The following is a 21,232-nucleotide window of genomic DNA, read 5'->3' as shown; positions in this document are numbered from 1 at the left end:
AAAGTCGGCACGGTATGGTCTCCTGTGGAATGTCTTTTTTCTGGTTTCTTCGCCCGGCTCAGCGCCGGAACCTGGCCAGCGTGCCGGCCCGCATGAGCTTGCCCGGCAGCGGGTGGCCGACGATCTCCTCGGCCAGCCGTGCGCAATCGATGAGCGCGTCGAGGTCCACGCCGGTCTCGATGCCCATCTCCTCGCACATGAAGGCGAGGTCTTCGGTGCAGATGTTCCCGGCCGCGCCGGTGTGGCCCGCGAACGGGCAGCCGCCCAGGCCGCCGCAGGCGCTGTCGAAGGTGTCGATGCCCATCTGCAGGCCCATGAGCGCATTGGCCATGGCGGTGCCGCGCGTGTCGTGCAGGTGCAGGCCCAGCCGCAGGTCGGGCCAGCGCTCGCGCACGGCACCGACCACCGAGGCGATGGCGTTGGGCTGGGCCCAGCCCACGGTGTCGGCGAGCCGGAGAATGGGCAGGCGCAAGCCGAACTCGGCCATCACGTCGAGCATCTGCGCCACGCGCTCGACGACCGTGGCAGGAGAAATGGCACCTTCGAGGTTGCAGCCGAAGGCCGTGGTGACGATGCCGCGCGTGACCGGAATGCGGCGGTCTACACAGTAGGCGAGCGTTTCGCGCTGGGCGTCGCGCAGCGCGGCCAGGCTCTTGCCGCTGTTGCGTATCGAAAAGGCCTCCGACGCGTTGGTGGTGATGGCGCCTTCGATGTCGAGCTGCGTGCGCATGGCGCGCTGCATGCCGCGCAGGTTGAGCCATATGCCGGTGTAGCGCACGCCTTCGCGCTTGCGGATCGACTGGGCGACCAGCTCGGCATCGGCCATGCCGGGCACGCGCTCCGGGTTGACGAAGGACACGCACTGCACCTCTTCGAGCCCCGTGCCGGCCAGCGCCTCGATCAGGCGCACCTTGTCGGCCGAGGCAATGTGCCGGGCCTCCATCTGGAAGCCCTCGCGCGGGCCTTCCTCGTGCAGACGCGCGCGTCGTGGAAGGTCAGACATTCGCATCTCCTTGCCGTGGCTGTTGAACGGGTGCGCCGAACTCCGCGTTGTGCTGGCCCAGCCGCGGCGCGACCACGCGGTGCGACGGGCGCACGCCGTCGATCGACAACGGCAGCGCGGTCAGCCTGAAGTCTTCGCCCGGCACGGCCTGCAGCATGCCCAGCGCCTCGACCTGCGGATGCGCGATGGCCTCGGGCACGGTGTGCACCGGCGCGCAGGGCACGCCGGCCGCAGTGAAGCGCGCGGTCCACTGCGCACGGGTCTGCGCGCGCAGCAGCGGCACGACCTGCGCGAACAGTTCGGCCTTGTGGCGCAGCCGCAGCCGGTTGGTGGCAAAGCGCTCATCGGCGGTCCAGTCGTCGCGCCCGAGCTCGTGGGCGAACTTGGCGAACAGCCGGTCGTTGCCGCAGCACACCAGCAGCGGCGCGTCGGCGGTGTCGAAGGATTCGTAGGGCACGAAGCCCGGATGGCCCGAGCGGTGGCGCTCCGGCAGGCGGCCTTCGTTGGCATAGGCATCGGCCTTCTGGCCGGTCCAGACCAGCGCCGTTTCGAGCAGCGATGCGCTGACCACGCCGCCCTTGCCCGTGACATGGCGGCGCTGCAGCAGCGCCAGCGCGCCGATCACCGCCCACATGCCCGTGCCCTGGTCGCACACCGAGGCGCCGGTGCGCATGGGCGGATCGTCCGGGCCGCCGTTGATGCTCGACAGGCCGCTGAAGGCCTGGATCAGAGGCTCGTAGCCCGGCTGCATGGCGAGCGGCCCGGTGTGGCCGAAGGCGGAGATTTCGCAGTAGACCAGGCGCGGATGGCGCGCGCACAGCGTGGGACCGTCGATGCCCATCGATCGCGTGACCCCGGGGCGCAGGTTGTGAACAAGGATGTCGGCCTGCGCGGCAAGCCGCTCGAACGCCGCCATGCCCTCGGCGCTTTTGAGGTCGATGGCGACGGACTTCTTGCCACGGTTGAACACATGAAAGTTGAGCGCGTCGCCATGGCGAAAGGCAGGCCCCATGTGGCGCGCGTCGTCGCCGCCCTCTGTGCGCTCGAGCTTGACGACGTCGGCCCCCAGGTCCGCGAGGATCGCGCCGGCGAACGGTCCGGCCAGCACCTGCCCGAGTTCCACCACCCGGATGCCTTCCAGTATTTTTTGCATGTCTCGAGCCCTGGGCCGGGCCTTTCCCGTTGTTCGATGGCCGCAAGTCTGGTCTCCGGCCATTGATCTGGGAAGACGAATATTTGTATATCTGTGATAACTTGAACGGATCAATCCCGACGGGCCGAGTCCATGCGAATCGACATCACGCTGCAGCAACTGGAGGCCTTCGCCGAGGTGGCGAAGACCTTGAACTTTCGCGCCGCCGCGCTCGCGCTGCACGTGTCGCAGCCCGCGCTGAGCCGCACGGTCCGGATCGTCGAGGAACTGGCCGGCGCGCGGCTGTTCGACCGCGACACGCGGCACGTGGCGCTCACGCCCGCAGGCCGCGAGCTGCTGCCGATCGCGCTGCGCATCCTGGAGAACTTCCACAGCTCGTTCAGCGAGCTGTCGCAGTTTCTGGAGGGCCGCAGCGGGCACCTCACCATCGCCGCGCTGCCCTCGACGGGTGTTGCGTTGCTGCCCCATGCGATCGCCGCGTTTCGCCAGAGCCACCCGCAGGTGACGTTCTCGCTGATCGAGGGACCGGCCGACCAGGTGCGCTGCGCGGTGGACGAGGGCCGCGCGGACTTCGGCATCACCGTGCGCCCCGCGCCGCAGGAGCCCATGCTGTACCGCCACCTGATCGACGACCCCTTCGTGCTCCTGTGCCGGCACGACGATGCGCTGGCGGGCAGGGCCTCGGTGGCATGGTCGGTGTTTGCGACACGGCCTTTCATCGCCAGCGGTTTTCACAGCAGCATCCGCCCGATCACCGACGCGGCCTTTCTGCAGCGCGGACTGCAGGTGGTGCCGGCGCTGGAATACCCGAGCGTGGCCGCGGCCGGCGCGCTGGTCGCCGCGGGACTGGGCATCACGGCGCTGCCGCGGCTGGCGCTGCAGCTCACGCGCAACGACGACCTGGTGACGGTGCCGCTGCAACGGCCCGCCATGTCGCGGCCCATCGGGCTGGTGACGCGGGCGGGCCGGTCGCCGTCGCCGGTGGGGCGGGCGTTCATGGACCTGCTGCTGCACAGCGGCACCCGGCGCTGAACCCGAGCACTCAAGTTGGGCCTTCAGGCTGCGGCATGATCGCGAGCATGCAGAACACGCCCCCTCATCCGCTCGTCATCGTCAAGGTCGGAAGCACCTTCGAAGCCCTTCGCGCACAGCGCGGTGACTTCGAACACTGGATTGCCGACGGGCTCGGCACGCAGGCGCTGCCGATCGTGGTGGTCGACCCGCGCCGGGGCGACACCCTGCCCGATGCAGGCGCGGTGTCGGGCGTGGTGGTGACGGGCTCGCATGCGATGGTGTCGCACCGCGAACCCTGGAGCGAAACCACCGCCGCCTGGCTCGCGCAACTGGTGGCGCGCCACACGCCGGTGCTGGGCATCTGCTACGGCCACCAGCTGCTGGCGCACGCACTGGGCGGAGAGGCAGGCAACCACCCACAGGGCGCGGAGGTCGGCACCGTGAGCGTCACGCTCGACGACGCCGCCGCCACCGACGAACTGATGCGCGGCATGCCCGCGCAGTTTGCGGCGAACGTGGTGCACTGGCAAAGCGCGCTGCGGCTGCCCGAGGGCGCGGTGCGGCTCGCCGGCAACGACCACGAGCCGGTGCAGGCCTTTCGCGTAGGCGACAACGCCTGGGGACTTCAGTTCCATCCCGAGTTCGACGCCGACACCATGCGCGCCTACATCGACATGCTGGCCGAAGAGCTGCGCCGCGAGGGCGCGGACCCGTCCGCGCTGCGCGAGCGCGTGACGCCGACTGACGCGGCGGCCGGACTGCTCGGGCGGTTCGCGCGGATCGTCGAAGCGCACCAGGGCGTCTGACCGGGCCTGCAGCGGCGGGCCCGGCCGCCGCGGCTCGCCGGCTTTTCGTCGGACCGCGACTACAAAAGGCGCCCCGCGCTTGGGTTAAGGTGCGGTCCATTCACCGTTTCCGAGACCTCCCCCTTCATGACCACGCCTTCCCCCGTGCGCAAGCACTTCTCGATGATCCGGGAGTTCCACCTGGCCGATGTATTCACGCTCGGCAATGCCGCATGCGGGGTGGGCGGTGTGTTCCTGGCGATGGCCTACATGGCGAGCCAGTCGCTCACGCAGTTCCTGTGGGCGGCGGCACTGGCACCGGCGGCCTTCATCTTCGACGTGTTCGACGGACGCATCGCGCGCTGGCGCCAGACGCAGTCGGCGCTCGGGCGCGAGCTCGATTCGCTGGCCGACATCATCTCCTTCGGCGTGGCGCCCGCCGCTCTGGGCTTCGCGGCCGGCCTGAACGGCGGCTGGGACTGCGCCATCCTGGTCTACTTCGTGTGCTGCGGCGTGAGCCGGCTCGCGCGCTACAACGTGACGGCCGAGTCGCTGTCCGAAGGCGCGAACAAGGTGAAGTACTTCGAGGGCACACCCATTCCCACCAGCGTGGTGCTGGTCGGCGTGCTGGCGTACGCGGCCTGGCAGGGCCACATCGGCAGCGCGCTGTGGGGCGGCGCATGGGTCGTCGGGCCGTGGCAGTTGCATCCGCTCACGCTGATGTTCGCGTTGTCGGGCACGCTCATGATCAGCAAGACCTTGCGCATTCCCAAGTTCTGAGTTTTCACGACGAAGGAGACAGGCTCATGAAGCTGTATTTCGACCCGCACAGCCGCTCGCAGGTGGCCAAGTGGATGCTCGACGAGGCAGGCGTCGACTACGAGATCGTCACCACGCTCATCAAGGACCAGGCACACAAGAAGCCCGAGTTCCTGCAGATCAACCCTGCCGGGAAGCTGCCCGCGCTGGTCGACGGGCGCACGCGCGTCTTCGAGAACGCGGCCATCTGCATGTACGTGGCCGAGAAGTTTCCCCACACGCGGCTCGCACCGCCGGTGGGTTCGCCCGAGCGCGGGCGCTACCTGTCGCTGATGGTCTATTCGACGTCGCAGCTGGAGCCCGCGATGGGCGACAGCCTGATGAAGATCCGCAGCAACAACAGCGCGCGCGGCTGGACCGATTTCGAGCACGCCAAGGATGCGGTGGAGCGCGAACTCGGCGAAGGGCCGTACCTGTTCGGCGCGCGGTTCACCGCGGCGGACGTGATGATCGGCTCCATGTTCATCTGGCACCGCGCGTTCGGCGGGCGCTCGAACCGGCCGAAGATCGACGCCTACATCGACCGGCTGCAGGCCCGCCCGAAGGGCATGAAGTTCGGCTGAACAGCGCGCGGCGTGCCGCAACGGTGACAGACGCGGCGGCGGGCACGCCCTTTAATCGGCTTGCCGATTTTTTCAAATAACAACACGCCCGCACCATGACACCCAAGAAGACAAGCTCCTTTCCCCGGTTTTCTCTGACGGTTCTTGCCGTCGGCGCAGCCACCCTGCTGGCCGCCTGCGCCAGCGCGCCGCCGCCCGGCGGGCGCAACGTGACCATCGAGCGCACCACCTTCGGCATCGCGCACATCACGGCGCCCGACTACGAAGGCCTGGCCTACGGCAGCGCCTACGCGCACGCACAGGACAACGTCTGCCAGACCGCCGAGCACCTGCTCACGCTGCGCGGCGACCGTTCGCAGTTCCTGGGCGCGCAGAACACCGGCGAGCTGGGGCTGGGCCGCATGCCGAACGCGCAGATCGACCTGTTCATCCGCTACCACATGGACGACGCCGCGCTGGCACGCGCCGGCGCCACCACCGGCCCCGACGTGAAGGCCGCGCTGCGCGGCTACGTGGCGGGCTACAACCGCTACCTGCAGGACGCCGGCCAGAACGGTTTGCCGGCCGCTTGCCGCGGCAAGCCCTGGGTGCGGCCGATGACCATGGCGGACCTGTCGCGCGCCACGGAGCAATCGATGATCCAGGGCGGCCTGGGCGCGCTGGCCGGCGCCGTGCTGGCCGCCGTGCCGCCAGCACCGGGCGCCAGGACCAGCGCTGCGCCCGTCGACCTGAAGGAAGCCGTGGCCGAAATCGGCCGCCACAGCTTCAACGCCAACCCCGAGGGCGGCGAGATGGGCTCCAACGGCTGGGCCTTCGGGCGCAACGCCACGCCGGACGGCAAGGGCCTGCTGCTGGGCAACCCGCACTTCCCGTGGAACGGCACCAACCGCTTCTGGCAGATGCACCTGACCATTCCCGGCCAGCTCGACGTGATGGGCGCCACCGGCGGCCTGAGCCCGGTGGTGTCCATCGGCTTCAACAAGGACGTGGCCTGGACGCACACGGTGTCCACCGGCAAGCGCTTCACGCTGTACGAGCTCAAGCTCGACCCCGCCGACCCAACCGTGTACTGGGTCGACGGCCAGCCGAAAAAGATGGTCGCGCGCACCGTGGTGCTGCCCGACGCCGCCACCGGCGGCAGCGGCGCGCCCGCGCAGCACACCTTCTACGCGACCGACTGGGGCCCGGTCATCTCGCTGCCGCGCGCCGGCCTGGGCTGGACCGCGCAGAAGGCCTACGCCATCCGCGACGCCAACACGCTCAACGTGCGATCGGCCGAGAGCTGGATGAAGATGGCCCTGGCCCGCAATGTGGGCGAACTGCGCGCCGCCATGGGCAACCAGGGCATGCCGTGGATCAACACCATCGCTGCCGACCGCGACGGCAACGCCATGTACGCCGACCTGTCGGTGGTGCCCGACGTGTCGGCCGACATGCTGCGCGCCTGCGCGCCCTCGCCCGCCGCCGCGGCGCTGCTCAACGCGGCCGGCCTGCCGGTGCTCGACGGCTCGCGCAGTGCCTGCGCCTGGAACCGCGACGCCACGGCCGCCGCGCCCGGCATCATCGCGCCGGCGCGCATGCCGGTGCTGGTAACGCCCGACTACGTGCAGAACAGCAACGACAGCTTCTGGCTCTCCAACCCGAGCGTGGCGCCGATGGCGGGGGTTTCTCCGCTGGTCGGCCCCATCGGCGTGCCGCAGCGGCTGCGCACGCGCAGCGCCATCATGGAAATCGAAGGCCGCCTTGCCGGCAGCGACGGCCTGGCGGGCAACCGCATGGGCGCGACCGAACTGCGCAGCGTGATCTTCCGCGACAGGAACCTGGCCGGCATGCTGGTGATGGACGACCTGCGGGCCGCCTGTGCCAGCGCGGGCACCTCGCTCAGCGTCGAGCAGGCGCAGGGCTGCCGCGTGCTGACGGCGTGGGACCGCACCAGCAACGCCGATTCGAAGGGCGCCGCGCTGTTCCGCGAGTTCTGGCGCAAGGCCAAGGACGTTCCTAAGGTGTGGCGCCAGCCCTTCGACCCCGCACAACCCGTGACCACGCCGGCCGGGCTGGACATGGCCACGCCCGCCACGCGCGAGGCCGTCTTCAAGGCGGTCGGCGACGCGGTGACCACGCTGCGCACCGCCGGCTTCGCGGCCGACGTGGCGCTGGGCGTGCCGCAGTCGCGCCTGGTGCGCGGCCAGCAGATCGCGCTGCACGGCGGCGACGAGTTCGAGGGCGTGCTCAACAAGCTGGAGTCGCAGGGGCAGTCGCTCATCGATCCGAAGGGCTACAACGTCAACTACGGCAGCAGCTACATCCAGGTCGTGACCTTCGACGCGAGCGGCCCGGTGGCCCAAGGTCTGCTCACCTACGGCCAGAGCAGCGACCCGGCTTCGCCGCGCGCCTACGACCAGTTGCCGCTGTTCGCGGCCAAGCAGTGGCATCCGCTGCCGTTCCACCCGGCCGACGTGCAGGCGCAGCGCGAAGGCAAGCCGCTGCAGCTGGCCTACTGAGCCGGTACTGAGCGGGCCTATTGATTCGGAATCCATGTCCACACAGAACCCTTCCTCCCACACCGCCGCAGGCGGGCTCGACCAGCTGGTGCGCCTTGCGCAGGCGCAGCCGCTCGCGCCGGCCTGCGACCACTTCTACTTTCTGCGCCACGGCCAGACCGGGCGCAACGCGCTGCGCGTGTTCCAGGCGCCCGACGAGCCGCTGAGCGAACTGGGCCTGCAGCAGGCCGCGCGCGCCGCCGAGCTGCTGGCGGGCGAGCCGATCCGCACCATCGTGTGCAGCGACGCGCGGCGCGCCTTCGACACCGCGCACACCGTGGCCGCCGCGCTGCGCCTCACCCCCACGGCGCATGAAACGCTGCGCGAGCGCAACTTCGGCGCGCTGATCGGCACGTCGTCGGCGAACATCGACTGGGCCTGCGAGCCCGAGGGCGGGGAAACGCTGGCGCAGTTCGTCAGCCGCAAGCGCGCCGCGCTCGACGCGGCGCTGCAGCAACCCGCGCCGGTGCTGGTGGTGGCGCACGGCGGCACGCTGTATGTGCTGGCCGCGCTGCTGGGAGTGCCGGTCGATTTCACGGTGCTTGGCAACGCGCAGCCATTGCGTTTCCAGCGCACCGGCCCCACATGGGCGGTTACGCCGCTGCTGCGGCATGCAGACGGCGAGGCCTCCCTGGCGTAAAACTGCCCCCAAGCCCACAGCGCCCGGAACCCGCCAAGCCGTCCACCCAACGAACAGCCACACACCATGGATTTCAAGGACTACTACAGCGCTCTGGGCATCGAACGCACCGCGTCCGACGACGAGGTGCGCAAGGCCTACCGCAAGCTCGCGCGCAAATACCACCCCGACGTCAGCAAGGAGCCCGACGCCGAGAAGCGCATGCGCGACATCAACGAGGCGAAGGACGTGCTGGGCGACAAGGAAAAGCGCGCCGCCTACGACGCCCTGGCCGACCGCGTGGCGCGCGGCGGCAGCCCCGAAGGCGGTTTCCAGCCCCCGCCCGGCTGGGACGAAGGCTACGAATTTCACCGCGGCCCGCGCCAGGGCCCGGCCGACCATGCGGACTTCAGCGAGTTCTTCGCCTCGATGTTCGGCGACGCCGAGCGCCGCGGCGCCGCGCGGCAGAACTTTCGCGCGCGCGGCGAAGACCACCACGCGGCCATCGAGATCTCGCTGGAAGACGCGCTCAACGGCGCCGAGCGCGAGATCACGCTGCGCGCGCAGACCGTCGACGCGCAGGGCCATCCGAAACTGGAGAACCGCACGCTCAGCGTGAAGATCCCGCCGGGCATGCACCCGGGCCAGTTCATCCGGCTCGCGGGGCAAGGCATGCCCGGCCACGGCGGCGAAGCCGCGGGCGACCTGTACCTCGAGGTGCGCATCGCGCCGCACAAGCTCTACCGCGTGGAAGAACGCGACCTGTACATGACGCTGCCCGTCACGCCCGCCGAGGCGGCGCTGGGCGCGCAGGTGGAGGTGCCCACACCCACCGGCGGCGTGGTCGAGGTGACCGTGCCGCGCAACGCGCGCAGCGGCCTCAAGCTGCGCCTGAAGGGCCGCGGGCTCGCGGGCAAGACGCCCGGCGACCTGTACCTGCTTCTGGACATTGCGCTGCCGCCCGCCGACAGCGAAGACGCGCGCCAGGCCTATGAGCAGTTGGCCAAGGCCACGGCATCGTTCAACCCACGCCAGCATCTGGGAGCCTGAGCATGGTGAATTTCACCCTCACAACCGCCACCGCCATCAGCGCCTCGCAACCGCTGGCGGCCGCCGAACTGGCGCACGCCGTGGGCGCGGACACCGCCTGGGTCGTGCAGCTGGTCGAGGTCGGCATCCTGCACATCGAGACGACCGAGGCCCAGACCCCGCCCGAGCGCTGGCAGTTCTCCAGCGCCGACCTGCAGCATGCGCTGGAAGCGCGCCGGCTGGAGCGCGATTTCGGCGTGGGGCTCGATGCGGCCGCGCTGATTCTCGATCTGCAGCACGAGGTGCGGCGGCTGAAGGCCACGCTGCAGGCACGCGGCCTGCGGTAGGCCGACCGAGGTTCGTCCCAGTCCTCCTTCGTCGCCCTCGCATTTCCCTCCAGCCGCCAAGGGAAAGGGGGCCGACCGCTTGACCTTGACACCGTGCGAGGCCGAACACTCCGAAGCTCTTCAACAGGAGGTCGGATGAACCCTTGCACCCATGCACCACAGCGGCGTTCGGAATTGCCCGAACCGGCAACCGTGCCACGTACCCCGGCACGTCGCCTGGGGATCGGCATCGACGAGCTCATGGCGCGCGCGGGCGTCTCGCAAAGGCTGGTTCGCCAATGCGAGGCGCGCGGCCTGATTGCGACGGACGAGCGGGCCGGTGCCGCCGGGCCCCGCTACACGCTCGAGGACATCTGCGTGCTGCGCTTTGTTCGAAGAGCGCACGCCCTGGGCTTCGGGATGGACGAAGTCGCCCGCCTGCTCGCCCTTTGGCAGGATGCGCATCGCGCGAGCTGCGACGTGAAGCGCATTGCCGTGAGCCGGACCGAGGACCTCGAATTGCAGATCGAGGCGCTTCAGACGAAGAAACGGCTGCTGGAGCGCCTGGCGGACCTGTGCCTGGGCGACCACCAACCCGCGTGCCCCATCCTGGACGAGTTGCTGGCGCTGAAGGGATTTGCCTGCGGGCCGCTCAGTCCATCTGCTTGAGGTTGCCAATGCGCACCAGCATCTCGGTGAACATCTGCATGTCGGCGTCGAGGTCGGGCACTTCCTTGTATTCCTTGGCGTTGTGCGCCGTGTACTTCTTGCCAGGCATCGCGGGCCCGAAGTTGATGGCGTTGGGCATCAACTTGGCCGTGGTGCTGCCGGCCGTGGGCACGGGTTTGGCTTCCAGTCCGGTGGTGTCGCCGTAGATGTTCAACAGCGTCGAAAGCCACGCGCCCCGGGGGTCGCGCGCCATCCAGTTGCCCTGGTCGTAGGCCACTTCGAGCTTCACGCCGTTCGTGCTCGCCCACGCGTCGATCTTCGCGCTGACCTGCGCCTTCAGCTCCTCGGGCGTGCGGCCGCGCGGCATGCGCACGTTGACCGTCACTTCAAGTTTGCCGTCGCTGCCCGTGCGAACGAGATTGGGCGAGAAGGTCAGCGGGCCCATGAAGTCGTCGGCGTAGCCCAGCCCCATCTTCTCGCCGAGGTAGCCGGTGCCATAGAGCGCGTCGATGTACTTCGCGGCCTTCAGGTAGTGGTTGGCGGCCAGCGGCACGCCCGACTCCTGCAGGAACAACGCGAGGCGGGGAAGCGGGTTCACGCCTTCTTCGGGGCGCGAGCCATGCGCCGAGACGCCGGTGACCTTGATTTCGATGGCGTCGGCGCCGCGCGCAATGTCGATGGCGAACTTGCCGCCCTGACCTTCGTACGTCTGCAAGAAGGTGGACTTGGCGGCTTCGAGCTTCGCCGCCGCCGCGGCGAGGTCGCCGCCCTTGAGCGTGGCGGTGGCCGTCTGCGAAATGGCGTTGGCCGATGCCGCGCCGGTCATGGCCGTGATGGCCGTCGATGCGCCGTCTGCCTGCTCCGCCGGGAACAGCACCTTCAGCGCGCCCGAGCCCTTCTCGGCCACCACCGCCGGATACTTGCTGTCGAGCACGATGTTGTAGGCCGGCAGCTGGGTCCTGGTGCGGTAGTACTGCATGGCGTCGCCGCCGGTTTCCTCGGTGGTCTCGATCATCAGCCGCACGCTGCGCTCGATCGGCAGGCCGCTGTCTTTCACGGCCTTCATGGCGTAGAGCACGGCGGCGATGGAGCCCTTGTCGTCGATGGTGCCCCGGCCGTACAGGAAGTCGCCCACACGGGTCATCTTGAAGGGGTCGAGCCGGGTGCCGTCGTCGAGCACCCATTCGGACAGCACCGCGGGTACCACGTCGGCGTGCGTGAGGATGCCGAATTCTTCGCTCCCCATGCCCTTCAGGCTGACTTCGAAGATGCGGTTGTCGACGTTGCGGTACGACAGGCCGAAGTCGCCCGCCATCTTTTCGACCAGCTTGCCGAACTCGGCGATCTGCGCGCTTTCGTGCGGCGGCACCTGCACGTTGCGCACCGTCGGAATGGCCACCATGGTGCCGATGCTCGCGATCACGGCCTGCTGGTTCTGCAGGCGGTTGTACAAACCGAGCAGGCGCGCGATGTTGACGAGGTCGTCTCCGGCGAGCGGTTTCTTCGCCCGGTACGCGGCCACGCCGGGTTGCAGCGCGGGATGGGCCTTGGCGGCCTGAGCGAGAAAGGCGTTGAAATTCGCGGGCCGCCTGCCGCCTTGCCATGCGGCGGCAAGCTGGTCGAGTTGGGGCTTTCTGAGCGTGTCGGCGTGCACGGGCGCACCAAGGCCGAGCACGGCCACGAGACCCATCGACAGGGTCGACAATGGAAATTGAAAATGCGGCATGTAGCTGACTCCCTCAATGCTGAACACCACCCGACGATAGCCGAGCAACGAACCGAACAATGAGCAACAGCACCGACAAGATCCGCTGCGCCTGGGCCCAGACCGACCCGCTGCTGGCGGCCTACCACGACGCCGAATGGGGCGTGCCCGAGCACGACAGCCGCGCACTGTGGGAAAAGCTCATGCTCGACGGCTTCCAGGCCGGGCTGTCGTGGCTCACCATCCTGCGCAAGCGGGACGCCTTTCGCAAGGCGTTCAAGGGCTTCGTGCCGGAGAAGATCGTCAAGTTCACCGAGGCCGATGTCGACCGGCTGATGCAGGACGCGGGCATCGTGCGCTCGCGCGCGAAGATCGAGGCCACCATCGGCAATGCGCGCGCCTACCTCGCCATGCAGGCAGCGGGCGAAGACTTTTCTGCGTTCGTGTGGGGCATGGCGGGCGGCAAACCCATCGTCAACCGCACCGGCAGCGTGCCGACGAAAACGCCTCTGTCGGAAGAGATGTCGGCGGCGCTGAAGAAGCGCGGCTTCAAGTTCGTGGGGCCGGTCATCGTCTATGCGTGGCTGCAGGCCACGGGCGTCGTGGACGACCATGCGCCCGACTGCCACCGGCACGGCACCCGACGCAAAGCCCCATGAAAAAACCGGACGCTGCTTTCGCAGGGTCCGGTCTGGGGCGCGTGGCTTGAATCGAAGCGGCTTGCGCCGCCTTCCGATTACAGGCCGGCTTGGCGCGTGAAGGTGCGGGCCTGGGCTTGAGCAGGCACCACGCTGCCGGCGAACGATTCGCGACGCAGGTTCTGGCCAGGAGCGTGGGCAGCGGCCACGGCTTCGGTGCGGATGGTGGCACGGTCGGCCGAAGCGGTCAGGGCGGGAGCCACGGTCGACGACACGCCGTCGCCGTACACGTTGCCGGCACGAGCGGCAGCAACGGCTTGCGGTGCCACGTCGGCACGGCTGTAGCCGGAGGTGATGGCTTGCACGCCTTCGTAGGTTTCTGCGTGTGCGCCAGCGGCGGCGAGCAGGGACAGGGCAGCGGCGGCGAGGATCTTCGAGGTCTTCATATCAATTCCTTATTAACTTGGCTTTTGTGTTGCGCAAGTGTGCACGACGATTCCTAGGGAAAACCCTATTCAATCGAATCGCAGTGTTCACGAAATTGAAACAATGAAGAGGAACTTTCTGACGACGCTAACCCAACTGTCCTTTCGGTATGTCAAACGGTCATGATGCTCCGACCATGCAAGCATTTTTCATGCCATTGAGCGCTACTCAGGACCGCGGCCAGGCGCGCACCAGCGTGCGCAGCGCGACGCCTCCGCTGCCCTTGACCTCGGCGCGGTAGGTGCCCACCAGCGCCTCGCGCTCCGCCGCCGCCTGCGGGTCGTTGCGCCACGCCAGCAGGGCGGCCACGTCGGCATCGGGCAAGGCCGCCAACAGCGCCTGCGTGATCTGCTTTTCGAACTCGCGCGCCACGGTCATCAGGTTGCGCGGTCGCGTGGAGGTGACGCCACGCGACCACAACGTGTCCAGCGCCATGTCGAGCGTGCTGTCGGGCAGGCCGCTGAGTTGGCCGCCGTTGCCGCGCGCCAGTTGCTTGACCACCGCGCTCATCAGCAACTGGCTGGAGAAGTCGATCTCGCGCACTTCGCCCACCGCCATGCGCTCGAGCAGCTCGGTGCGGGCCGGGTCGGCGGGGCGCGCGCGTTCGCGGTTGAAGAACTCGGCCTTGCCGGCTTCGCTCATGGCGGCGTAGTCGGTGCGCAGCTTCGCCAAGCGGGCCACGGCAGCCCGCACTTCAGGGCTGGGGGCGGCGGCGCCCTTGCCTGCGGCATCCACTTCCTGCTGGATGGCTGCCACCGACGCCTTGGCATTGAATGCGCGCGAGGCGGCCGCGTCCAGCGCCTTGAGCGCCTTGCCGGCAATGGCCGCGTCGTCGGGGTCCAGCAGTTCCTTCGCGCCGCGCGCGACGGCGCCGGGCGCATACGACGCCTGGTAGCGCGCCGGCACGCCTTCGAACTGCAGCAGCGCCTCGGCACGGCTTTGCGCCCAGCCCACCAAGGGGGCCAGGAACAAAAGGACAAACAGGGAGCAACGAGGCGCGAAGAGCGAAGAAAGGCGGTTCAGTGCAAGCATGGCGCCATTATTGGCGCGCATGCATCGGCAGTGGAATTGGCCCCGAGGCCCTCGGGCCGTCAGGCCCCCGCGAGTTCCTTGCGCAGCAGCTTCGCTGCCGCAACCATGTTCGACAGCGCCGCCTCGGTCTCGGGCCAGCCTCGGGTCTTCAGGCCGCAGTCGGGGTTGATCCACAGGTTCTGGTGGGGCACCACGGCCGCGGCCTTGCGCATGAGGCGCACGATCTCGTCGACCGACGGCACGCGCGGCGAATGGATGTCGTACACGCCCGGGCCGATCTCGTTCGGATAGCGGAAGCCCCCCGCGTTGTTCTGGCCGCCCGATCCGCCGAACGCGCGCAGCAGCTCCATGTCGGAGCGGCTGGTCTCGATGGTGATCACGTCGGCGTCCATCGCCGCGATCTCCGGCAGGATGTCGTTGAACTCTGAGTAGCACATGTGCGTGTGGATCTGCGTCTCGTCGCGCACGCCCGAGGCGCTGATGCGGAAGGCGCGCGTGGCCGACTTCAGGTAGGCGGGCCAACCGGCGCGGCGCAGCGGCAGGCCCTCGCGGATGGCGGGCTCGTCGATCTGGACGATGCCGATGCCCGCGCCTTCGAGGTCGACCACCTCGTCGCGAATGGCCCAGGCGATCTGCTCGCAGGTGGTGGCGCGCGGCTGGTCGTCGCGCACGAAGGACCATTGCAGGATGGTCACAGGGCCGGTCAGCATGCCCTTCATCGGCAGCTTCGTGAGGCTTTGCGCATACGCGGTCCACTCGACCGTCATGGCGGCGGGGCGCGCCACGTCGCCGAAGATCACCGGCGGCTTCACGCAGCGCGAACCGTACGACTGGACCCAGCCGTTGGCGGTGAAGGCGAAGCCGGCCAGCTGTTCGCCGAAGTACTCGACCATGTCGTTGCGCTCGGCCTCGCCGTGCACCAGCACGTCGATGCCCAGTTCTTCCTGCTTGCGAACCGCCAGCGCGATTTCGGCGCGCATCTTCTCGCGGTAGCCGGCGGCGTCGAGCTCGCCGCGCTTGAAGGCAGCGCGCGCGGCGCGGATGTCCGCCGTCTGCGGGAACGAGCCGATGGTGGTGGTCGGCAGTGCGGGCAAAGCGAAGCGCGTGCGCTGCACCGATTGGCGTTGCGTGAAGACCGACGTGCGGGCGTCGTCGCCCACCACGCTGCGCGCCAGGCGCAGTGCCACGTCGGCGCGGTGCACGCGCAGGCTGCTGCGGCGAGCGGCGACCGCAGCGCGGGCGGCCCTGAGTTCTTCGGCGACGGCGGCTTCGCCGCCATCGAGCACGGCGCGCAGCACCCGCAGCTCGCCGAGCTTCTCGACGGCGAAGGCGAGCCACGATTTCAGCTCGGCGTCGAGCTTCGCCTCGGCCGCAAGGCTGAACGGCACATGCAGCAACGAGCACGACGGCGCGATCCACAGCTCGCCCTTGTGCTTTTCAGCAACCGGCTTCAGCTTGGCCAGCGCGGCGTCGACGTCGGTGCGCCAGATGTTGCGCCCGTCGACCACGCCGACCGACAGCACCTTGTGCGCCGGCAGCCAGTCGGCCACGCCCGTCAGCTCCTGCGGCGAACGCACGGCGTCCACGTGCAGGCCGGCCACCGGCAACTGGCAGGCCAGGCGCAGGTTGTCCGACAGCGGCGAGAAATAGGTGGCCAGCAGCAGCTTGGGCGCGCTGCGGGCGAGCTGCCAGTAGGCGCGCTCGAAGGCGTTGCGCCAGGCCTCGGGCAGGTCGAGGCCGAGGATGGGCTCGTCGATCTGCACCCACGCCACGCCCTGCTGCTTCAGGCGCGCGAGCACCTGCTCGTACACGGGCAGCAGCTGGTCGAGCAGCGAGAAGCGGTCGAAGCCGGCTTCCTTCTCCTTGCCCAGGTACAGGAAACTCAGCGGCCCCAGCAGCACGGCCTTGACCGCATGGCCGGCCTGCTGCGCCTGCGCCACTTCGTCGAACAGGCGCGTCGATGCGAGCTTGAACTGCGTGGCCGCGTTGAACTCGGGCACCAGGTAGTGGTAGTTGGTATCGAACCACTTGGTCATCTCCAGCGCGAAGGTGCCTTCGTTGCCGTGACTGCAGCTTTCGTCATGCACGTGGCCCACTTCGTCCTCCACGCCGCGCGCCATCTTGAAGTAGCGCGACAGCTCGGGCTCGTCGCCGCGGAAGTCGAAGCGCGCGGGCTCGCAGCCCAGCAGCTGGACGTGGTTGGCCACATGGTCGTAGTACGCAAAATCGCCGACCGTCACGAAGTCGAGCCCGGCGTCGCGCTGGGCCTGCCAGTGGCGCGCGCGCAGTTGCTCGCCGACGGCTTCGAGCGCGGCGCGGTCGATCTCGCCGCGCCAGTGCTGCTCCAGGGCGAACTTCAGTTCGCGTTGGGCGCCCATGCGCGGAAAGCCGAGGGTGTGGATACGGGTCGTCATTGCAGGTGGTCCGGTCGCTGATCTTGGGAATCCACGATCGTCTGCGTTTACGGAATATGATTCAAACGAAACCTTTTGCCCGTTCGCTTGAATCATTTTCATGTTGCAGTCCGTCCTTGAAATACGTCATCTGCGCACGCTGATCGCGCTGCGCGACACCGGCAGCCTGGTGCGAGCGGCGCAGCTGCTCAACCTCACGCAGTCGGCGCTGTCGCATCAGATCAAGCTGCTCGAAGACCGCTATGGCGCCCAGCTGTTCGAGCGCAAGTCGGTGCCGCCGCAGTTCAGCACCACCGGCCTGCGGCTGCTGCAGCTGGCCGACACCGCACTGCCGCTGATCGAGGAAGCCGAGCGCGATGTGGCGCGCCTGGCGCTGGGGCGCAGCGGGCAGTTGCGCATCGTGGTCGAGTGCCACACCTGCTTCGACTGGCTGATGCCGGCCATGGATGCGTTCCGCCAGCGCTGGCCCGAGATCGAACTCGACATCGTCTCGGGCTTCCACCCCGACCCCATTGCGCTGGTAATGCAGAACCGCGCCGAAGTGGCCATCGTGTCGGAAGAAGACCCCGACGAAACGGTGGACTACCACGCGCTGTTCCGCTTCGAGATCATGGCGCTGCTGGCCAACGACCACCCGCTCACGGCCCGCGCGCACCTTACGGCGCGGCACTTCGCCGACCAGACGCTGATCACCTACCCCGTGCCCGACGAGATGCTCGACATCGTGCGTCAAGTGCTCGCGCCCGCCGGCGTGAAGCCCGCGCACCGGCGCACCACGGAACTCACGGTGGCGATGCTGCAACTGGTGGCCAGCGGGCGCGGCGTGGCGACGCTGCCGCTGTGGGCGGTGCAGAACTACCTGGACCGCGGCTATGTCACGGCGCGGCGCGTGGGCGCCAGGGGGCTGACGGGACGGCTGTACATGGCATGCACGCAGGGCACGTCGGGGCAGCCGTGGCTGGCGGACTTCGTGCGGATCACGCGGGAGAGTTGCTTCAAGAGCCTGCCGGGGATCGAGCTGCTGTAGAGGTTGGTTTCTCGGTCTTGGTCTTGGTCTTGGTCCTGGCTCCTTCCCCCTCTGGGGGAAGGCCGGGATGGGGGCGCGCCTCGAACAAGCGCCATGCTTCATTCCACGCCGTCGAGCCCCCACCCTGGCCCTCCCCCAGATGGGGAGGGAAAACTTCCTGGAACCGCGTGCCCACCGACAACCGCACCATGTTCTGCGCGGCGGATGAACTGCCCGTCGACCGTGAGCTTGAACGGCAGCTCGGCCAGGTCGTCGTCCGCCCAGGCAGCGGGCGCAAGGCACAGCAGTGCGACGGCGGCGAATCGGTGGCGCGCGCGTGCCATGGCGCTCAGAACAGGCTCGCGCCGATGTTGATGAGCAAGGCCAGCACCGTCGTGTTGAACAGGTAAGCCAGGATGCAATGCACCGAGCCGATGCGCCGCATGGGCTTGGAAACGAAAGCCACGTCGGCCGTCTGCCCCGACGTGCCGATCACCGCCGAGAAGTAGAAGAAGTCGCCGTAGGTCGGCGCGTCGTCGTCCGGAAACTGGATGCCGGGCTTGCGCCCCTGGCTCGTGACGGCGTAGTAGTCGTGCGCATAGTGCAGCGTGAACATCACCTGCGTGAAGGCCCACGACGACACCACGGTGAGCCCGGCCAGCGCGACGTGCGCTATTTTCTCCAGGCCGTGCATGTCCTTCACTACCGCGAGTTCGCCGCCGATCGCCGCCAGGCTCGCAATGGCCGACACCACCACCAGCACGAGGATGACGGTCTGCCCCTCGTCCTGCAACTTTGCGCGCACGCGCATGAGCTGCTGCGTCGAACGGGTCATCATCACCGCGGCCAGCAGCACGTACAGGCAGGCGCCGGTGTTCCAGGCGATCAGCAGGCGCGTGACTAGGTGCGCTTCGTTGGCAGACGGCAGCAGCACACCCACCGCGATGGCGATGGCCGCGGCAATGAACAGGCGCGGGCGCACGACCATCTGGCGCAGGAGTCGGTGTCTTGGAAGTTTCATGAAGGCTTGGGGGTCCTGGGAGCGACACGCCGGCGTTGCGGCGGCAGGAAGGCCTGCCCTTCGACTGTCGGCGAAGCTGTCTTGCGGCGACCTGACGAAGAGGGCTTTTTACGGGCCGCTTCGAGCATCCCTCACGAAAGCCCCCGTCGCCAGCGCTGGCGGGGGGTACAGTCGGGAATGACTCCAACACCGCCCGCCGTCTCCAGCCCGCCCCCCGCGGCTGCGCCCGAACCCATCACCGAGACCCAGGCGTTCACCCGTGCCTGGGTCCTGTTCTTCGTGCTGTTCGTCGTGGTGATCGGCATCCTGTGGGGCCTGAAGGCCCACTTCGGCTGATCGAGCGCAGCTTCAGGAAGGCTTCTGCACCAGCTTCAGCACGCTCGAGAAATCGAGTGCGCCATGGCCCGCGAGGCTGTGGGCCGCATACAGGCTGCGCGCCAGCCCGCCCAGGGGCGTCGCCGCGCGCACGGCGGTGGCGTTCTCTTGCGCCAGCCCCAGGTCCTTGAGCATCAGATCGGTGCCGAAGCCGCCCGCGTAGTTCTTGGACGCCGGCGACGTTTCCATCACGCCCGGCATCGGGTTGTACTTTTCCAGCGCCCAGTTGCCGCCCGAGCTGCGGCGCATGATCTCGCTGAGCACTTTGGGGTCGAGTCCGTTGGCCACGCCCAGCGCCAGTGCCTCCGACGTGCCGATCATCAGGATGCCGAGCAGCATGTTGTTGCAGATCTTCGCCGTCTGGCCCGCACCGGCCGCGCCGGCGTGGAAGATGTTGGCGCCCATCTTCTCGAGCACCGGGCGTGCGCGCTCCAGGTCTTTGGGGTCACCGCCGACCATGAAGGTCAGCGTGCCCGCAATCGCGCCGCCGGTGCCGCCCGACACGGGCGCATCGATCATCGCCACGCCCTTGGCGGCGGCCGCTTCGGCCACCTTGCGTGACGTGGCCGCGGCGATGGTGCTGCTGTCGATCACCAGCGTGCCGGCCTGGATGCTGTCGAGCAGGCCGGGCTTGCCCGCGCCGCCGAGGAACAGGCCCTCGACGTGCGCGCTGGCCGGCAGCATGCTGACGACCACCTCGGCGTCGGCCACCGTCTCGGCGGCCGACTTGGCAATGGGCAGCCCTGCGGCAGCGAACTTCTTGCAGGCCTCCGCCGAGAGGTCGAAAGCGCTGAGCGTGTGGCCGGCCTTGAGCAGGTTCAGGGCCATCGGGCCGCCCATGTTGCCCAGGCCGATGAATGCGATCTTCATGTGTTTGTCTCCGTCGTCTTTATGAATGCAGTGTCAGACCAGCGATGCGAGCTCGGCCGGCATCTCGCCGCGCGGGCGCAGGTGGTCTTCGATGAAGGCGGGCGTGATCTCCTCGAGCGTGGCCGGACTCCAGCGCGGGTTGCGGTCCTTGTCGACCAGCACCGCGCGAATGCCTTCGGCAAAGTCCTTGTGCGCACAAAAGCCCAGCGACGCCCAGTACTCCAGGCGGAACACCTCGGCCAGCGACATGCGGTACACGCGCTGCCAGAGTTCGAAGCTCAGCGCGGCCGAGCTCGGCGCGCCCTTGGCGAAGGTCTTGGCCGCGGTCTGCAGCCAGGCGTCGTCGCTCTGCAGTTCGCGCAGACGCTTCGCGATGTCGAGCAGGTCGTCGCCGGCCATCAGCGCATTGATGGTGTCGTAGTGCTCGCGCACCTTCGACACCGGCATTTCCGCGCCCTCGCCCGCCTTGGCGAGGATGCGCGATAGCGTGGCGCGGTCGGCCTTGCCTTCCCCGGCCCAGGTGGTCGAGGCGATGGCGTCGATCACATCGCCCTTGCGCTCCTGCGGCACCAGCACGTCGGCCAGCCCGCAGAAGATGGTGTCGTGCGCGTTGATGTTCGCGGCCGTCAGCGCCAGGAACAACCCGGTGCGGCCCGGCGTGCGGCGCAGGAACCAGCTGCCGCCCACGTCGGGGTACAGGCCGATGTTGATCTCGGGCATGGCGATGCGGCTTTGCAGCGTCATCACGCGGTGCGACGCGCCGGCCAGCAGGCCCACGCCGCCGCCCATCACGATGCCGTGGCCCCAGCACAGGAAGGGCTTGGGGAAGGTGTGGATCAGGTGGTCGAGCTCGTACTCTTCGCGGAAGAAGTCTTCGGCGTAGGTGTTGCGCTCGGGGCCGCAGTCGAGCAGCGTCTGGTAGAGCTGGCGCAGGTCGCCGCCGGCGCAGAAGGCCTTCTCGCCCGCGGCCTGCAGCAGCACGCCGACGATGCCGGCGTCCTGCGCCCACTCGCGCAGCTTGGGCGTGAGCAGGCGCACCATCGCCACCGAGAGCGAGTTGAGCGAGGCCGGCGAATTGAGCGTGGCCACGCCGAAGCGCTGGCCGCCAGCGGTCTTGATTTCGTCGAAGAGAACTACGTTGTCGGTCATTGTTTTCAGGTCCTGG

22 protein-coding genes are annotated in these 21,232 nt (G+C 68.6%); 13 read left to right on the top strand and 9 right to left on the bottom strand.

All coding sequences use genetic code 11. From position 1 onward, the window contains the following. Window positions 1-58 precede the first annotated feature (58 nt). On the bottom strand, window positions 59-1,003 hold the full coding sequence (locus tag AC1DJH_RS14845) for a hydroxymethylglutaryl-CoA lyase (RefSeq protein WP_478186143.1): 945 nt from the start codon (window positions 1,001-1,003) through the stop codon (window positions 59-61). Continuing rightward, complete coding sequence (locus AC1DJH_RS14840) at window positions 996-2,156, bottom strand: CaiB/BaiF CoA transferase family protein (protein WP_478186142.1); 1,161 nt, start codon at window positions 2,154-2,156, stop codon at window positions 996-998. Before AC1DJH_RS14840 ends, AC1DJH_RS14845 begins: the two co-directional genes overlap by 8 nt. Before the next feature lie 132 nt (window positions 2,157-2,288). On the opposite strand from AC1DJH_RS14840, the gene AC1DJH_RS14835 reads away from it, so the two are divergent. The 9 genes from AC1DJH_RS14835 to AC1DJH_RS14795 all read left to right on the top strand — a co-directional run bounded on the left by AC1DJH_RS14835 (window position 2,289) and on the right by AC1DJH_RS14795 (window position 10,520). Next, the gene (locus AC1DJH_RS14835; RefSeq protein WP_478186141.1) at window positions 2,289-3,188 is read left to right on the top strand and encodes a LysR family transcriptional regulator; all 900 of its coding nucleotides are present in this window, start codon (window positions 2,289-2,291) and stop codon (window positions 3,186-3,188) included. A 47-nt stretch (window positions 3,189-3,235) separates the two neighbouring features. Further along, entirely contained in the window at window positions 3,236-3,976 is a 741-nt protein-coding gene (locus AC1DJH_RS14830; RefSeq protein ID WP_478186140.1) for a glutamine amidotransferase, read from the top strand. A 126-nt stretch (window positions 3,977-4,102) separates the two neighbouring features. After that, window positions 4,103-4,735, top strand: coding sequence for a CDP-alcohol phosphatidyltransferase family protein (locus tag AC1DJH_RS14825; protein ID WP_472115753.1), 633 nt, complete (start codon window positions 4,103-4,105; stop codon window positions 4,733-4,735). A gap of 26 nt (window positions 4,736-4,761) precedes the next feature. Continuing rightward, window positions 4,762-5,337 (top strand): glutathione S-transferase family protein, encoded by a 576-nt coding sequence (locus AC1DJH_RS14820; protein WP_472115755.1) that lies wholly within the window; start codon window positions 4,762-4,764, stop codon window positions 5,335-5,337. A 95-nt stretch (window positions 5,338-5,432) separates the two neighbouring features. Then, the gene (locus tag AC1DJH_RS14815) at window positions 5,433-7,838 is read left to right on the top strand and encodes a penicillin acylase family protein (protein ID WP_472115758.1); all 2,406 of its coding nucleotides are present in this window, start codon (window positions 5,433-5,435) and stop codon (window positions 7,836-7,838) included. A gap of 34 nt (window positions 7,839-7,872) precedes the next feature. Beyond that, the gene (locus AC1DJH_RS14810) at window positions 7,873-8,517 is read left to right on the top strand and encodes a histidine phosphatase family protein (RefSeq protein ID WP_472115761.1); all 645 of its coding nucleotides are present in this window, start codon (window positions 7,873-7,875) and stop codon (window positions 8,515-8,517) included. Window positions 8,518-8,583: 66 nt separating this feature from the next. Continuing rightward, window positions 8,584-9,546: a DnaJ C-terminal domain-containing protein gene (locus AC1DJH_RS14805; protein ID WP_472115764.1), complete on the top strand. Its 963-nt coding sequence runs from the start codon at window positions 8,584-8,586 to the stop codon at window positions 9,544-9,546. A 2-nt stretch (window positions 9,547-9,548) separates the two neighbouring features. Further along, window positions 9,549-9,872: a chaperone modulator CbpM gene (locus tag AC1DJH_RS14800; RefSeq protein WP_472115767.1), complete on the top strand. Its 324-nt coding sequence runs from the start codon at window positions 9,549-9,551 to the stop codon at window positions 9,870-9,872. Between the two features lie 135 nt (window positions 9,873-10,007). Then, window positions 10,008-10,520, top strand: a complete 513-nt coding sequence (locus AC1DJH_RS14795) for a MerR family DNA-binding protein (RefSeq protein ID WP_472115770.1) — start codon at window positions 10,008-10,010, stop codon at window positions 10,518-10,520. Here the strand turns inward: AC1DJH_RS14795 and AC1DJH_RS14790 are convergent. Continuing rightward, complete coding sequence (locus tag AC1DJH_RS14790) at window positions 10,504-12,246, bottom strand: dipeptidase (RefSeq protein ID WP_478186139.1); 1,743 nt, start codon at window positions 12,244-12,246, stop codon at window positions 10,504-10,506. The two genes, AC1DJH_RS14795 and AC1DJH_RS14790, sit on opposite strands and share 17 nt — an antisense overlap. Before the next feature lie 59 nt (window positions 12,247-12,305). Here AC1DJH_RS14790 and AC1DJH_RS14785 point away from each other — a divergent pair, with 59 nt between their 5' ends. Beyond that, window positions 12,306-12,884, top strand: a complete 579-nt coding sequence (locus AC1DJH_RS14785) for a DNA-3-methyladenine glycosylase I (RefSeq protein WP_435439298.1) — start codon at window positions 12,306-12,308, stop codon at window positions 12,882-12,884. Between the two features lie 77 nt (window positions 12,885-12,961). Here AC1DJH_RS14785 and AC1DJH_RS14780 read toward each other — a convergent pair whose 3' ends face one another. The 3 genes from AC1DJH_RS14780 to metE all read right to left on the bottom strand — a co-directional run bounded on the left by AC1DJH_RS14780 (window position 12,962) and on the right by metE (window position 16,795). Then, window positions 12,962-13,309 (bottom strand): alpha/beta hydrolase, encoded by a 348-nt coding sequence (locus AC1DJH_RS14780; RefSeq protein WP_478186138.1) that lies wholly within the window; start codon window positions 13,307-13,309, stop codon window positions 12,962-12,964. Between the two features lie 208 nt (window positions 13,310-13,517). Then, entirely contained in the window at window positions 13,518-14,381 is an 864-nt protein-coding gene (locus tag AC1DJH_RS14775; RefSeq protein ID WP_478186137.1) for a hypothetical protein, read from the bottom strand. Window positions 14,382-14,440: 59 nt separating this feature from the next. Then, complete coding sequence (metE, locus tag AC1DJH_RS14770; RefSeq protein ID WP_472115784.1) at window positions 14,441-16,795, bottom strand: 5-methyltetrahydropteroyltriglutamate--homocysteine S-methyltransferase; 2,355 nt, start codon at window positions 16,793-16,795, stop codon at window positions 14,441-14,443. A 100-nt stretch (window positions 16,796-16,895) separates the two neighbouring features. Between metE and AC1DJH_RS14765 the strand changes: the two genes are divergently transcribed. Both AC1DJH_RS14765 and AC1DJH_RS14760 read left to right on the top strand, forming a co-directional pair. Continuing rightward, window positions 16,896-17,822, top strand: a complete 927-nt coding sequence (locus tag AC1DJH_RS14765; RefSeq protein ID WP_472115787.1) for a LysR family transcriptional regulator — start codon at window positions 16,896-16,898, stop codon at window positions 17,820-17,822. A 167-nt stretch (window positions 17,823-17,989) separates the two neighbouring features. Then, complete coding sequence (locus AC1DJH_RS14760) at window positions 17,990-18,211, top strand: hypothetical protein (RefSeq protein WP_472115790.1); 222 nt, start codon at window positions 17,990-17,992, stop codon at window positions 18,209-18,211. Here AC1DJH_RS14760 and AC1DJH_RS14755 read toward each other — a convergent pair. Beyond that, a complete protein-coding gene (locus tag AC1DJH_RS14755; RefSeq protein ID WP_472115792.1) occupies window positions 18,151-18,822 on the bottom strand; it encodes a DUF1345 domain-containing protein in 672 nt (223 codons plus the stop codon). The genes AC1DJH_RS14760 and AC1DJH_RS14755 overlap by 61 nt on opposite strands. Window positions 18,823-18,999: 177 nt before the next feature. On the opposite strand from AC1DJH_RS14755, the gene AC1DJH_RS14750 reads away from it, so the two are divergent. After that, window positions 19,000-19,158 (top strand): hypothetical protein, encoded by a 159-nt coding sequence (locus tag AC1DJH_RS14750; RefSeq protein ID WP_435487723.1) that lies wholly within the window; start codon window positions 19,000-19,002, stop codon window positions 19,156-19,158. A gap of 12 nt (window positions 19,159-19,170) precedes the next feature. Here the strand turns inward: AC1DJH_RS14750 and mmsB are convergent, their stop codons facing one another. Beyond that, window positions 19,171-20,067 carry a 3-hydroxyisobutyrate dehydrogenase gene (mmsB, locus tag AC1DJH_RS14745; protein WP_472115797.1) on the bottom strand — a complete coding sequence of 299 codons (897 nt, stop codon included), beginning with the start codon at window positions 20,065-20,067 and terminating at the stop codon, window positions 19,171-19,173. Window positions 20,068-20,100: 33 nt separating this feature from the next. Continuing rightward, the gene (locus tag AC1DJH_RS14740) at window positions 20,101-21,216 is read right to left on the bottom strand and encodes an enoyl-CoA hydratase/isomerase family protein (protein ID WP_478186136.1); all 1,116 of its coding nucleotides are present in this window, start codon (window positions 21,214-21,216) and stop codon (window positions 20,101-20,103) included. Window positions 21,217-21,232: the final 16 nt, after the last annotated feature.

It is taken from the genome of Variovorax sp. 10N412 (genome assembly GCF_056394985.1).
Note: the sequence above shows the minus strand (reverse complement) of the source record. Positions and strands in the feature narration are given on the sequence as shown.

Bases quoted from the DNA above. Each gene is read 5' to 3' on its own strand.
- AC1DJH_RS14755 (WP_472115792.1), bottom strand. From the start codon at position 18,822: ATGAAACTTCCAAGACACCGACTCCTGCGCCAGATGGTCGTGCGCCCG.
- AC1DJH_RS14835 (WP_478186141.1), top strand. From the start codon at position 2,289: ATGCGAATCGACATCACGCTGCAGCAACTGGAGGCCTTCGCCGAGGTG.
- mmsB (WP_472115797.1), bottom strand. From the start codon at position 20,067: ATGAAGATCGCATTCATCGGCCTGGGCAACATGGGCGGCCCGATGGCC.
- AC1DJH_RS14845 (WP_478186143.1), bottom strand. From the start codon at position 1,003: ATGTCTGACCTTCCACGACGCGCGCGTCTGCACGAGGAAGGCCCGCGC.
- AC1DJH_RS14765 (WP_472115787.1), top strand. From the start codon at position 16,896: ATGTTGCAGTCCGTCCTTGAAATACGTCATCTGCGCACGCTGATCGCG.
- AC1DJH_RS14780 (WP_478186138.1), bottom strand. From the start codon at position 13,309: ATGAAGACCTCGAAGATCCTCGCCGCCGCTGCCCTGTCCCTGCTCGCC.
- AC1DJH_RS14790 (WP_478186139.1), bottom strand. From the start codon at position 12,246: ATGCCGCATTTTCAATTTCCATTGTCGACCCTGTCGATGGGTCTCGTG.
- AC1DJH_RS14775 (WP_478186137.1), bottom strand. From the start codon at position 14,381: ATGCTTGCACTGAACCGCCTTTCTTCGCTCTTCGCGCCTCGTTGCTCC.
- AC1DJH_RS14830 (WP_478186140.1), top strand. From the start codon at position 3,236: ATGCAGAACACGCCCCCTCATCCGCTCGTCATCGTCAAGGTCGGAAGC.
- AC1DJH_RS14825 (WP_472115753.1), top strand. From the start codon at position 4,103: ATGACCACGCCTTCCCCCGTGCGCAAGCACTTCTCGATGATCCGGGAG.
- AC1DJH_RS14750 (WP_435487723.1), top strand. From the start codon at position 19,000: ATGACTCCAACACCGCCCGCCGTCTCCAGCCCGCCCCCCGCGGCTGCG.
- AC1DJH_RS14795 (WP_472115770.1), top strand. From the start codon at position 10,008: ATGAACCCTTGCACCCATGCACCACAGCGGCGTTCGGAATTGCCCGAA.
- AC1DJH_RS14810 (WP_472115761.1), top strand. From the start codon at position 7,873: ATGTCCACACAGAACCCTTCCTCCCACACCGCCGCAGGCGGGCTCGAC.
- AC1DJH_RS14800 (WP_472115767.1), top strand. From the start codon at position 9,549: ATGGTGAATTTCACCCTCACAACCGCCACCGCCATCAGCGCCTCGCAA.
- metE (WP_472115784.1), bottom strand. From the start codon at position 16,795: ATGACGACCCGTATCCACACCCTCGGCTTTCCGCGCATGGGCGCCCAA.
- AC1DJH_RS14785 (WP_435439298.1), top strand. From the start codon at position 12,306: ATGAGCAACAGCACCGACAAGATCCGCTGCGCCTGGGCCCAGACCGAC.
- AC1DJH_RS14820 (WP_472115755.1), top strand. From the start codon at position 4,762: ATGAAGCTGTATTTCGACCCGCACAGCCGCTCGCAGGTGGCCAAGTGG.
- AC1DJH_RS14740 (WP_478186136.1), bottom strand. From the start codon at position 21,216: ATGACCGACAACGTAGTTCTCTTCGACGAAATCAAGACCGCTGGCGGC.
- AC1DJH_RS14805 (WP_472115764.1), top strand. From the start codon at position 8,584: ATGGATTTCAAGGACTACTACAGCGCTCTGGGCATCGAACGCACCGCG.
- AC1DJH_RS14840 (WP_478186142.1), bottom strand. From the start codon at position 2,156: ATGCAAAAAATACTGGAAGGCATCCGGGTGGTGGAACTCGGGCAGGTG.
- AC1DJH_RS14815 (WP_472115758.1), top strand. From the start codon at position 5,433: ATGACACCCAAGAAGACAAGCTCCTTTCCCCGGTTTTCTCTGACGGTT.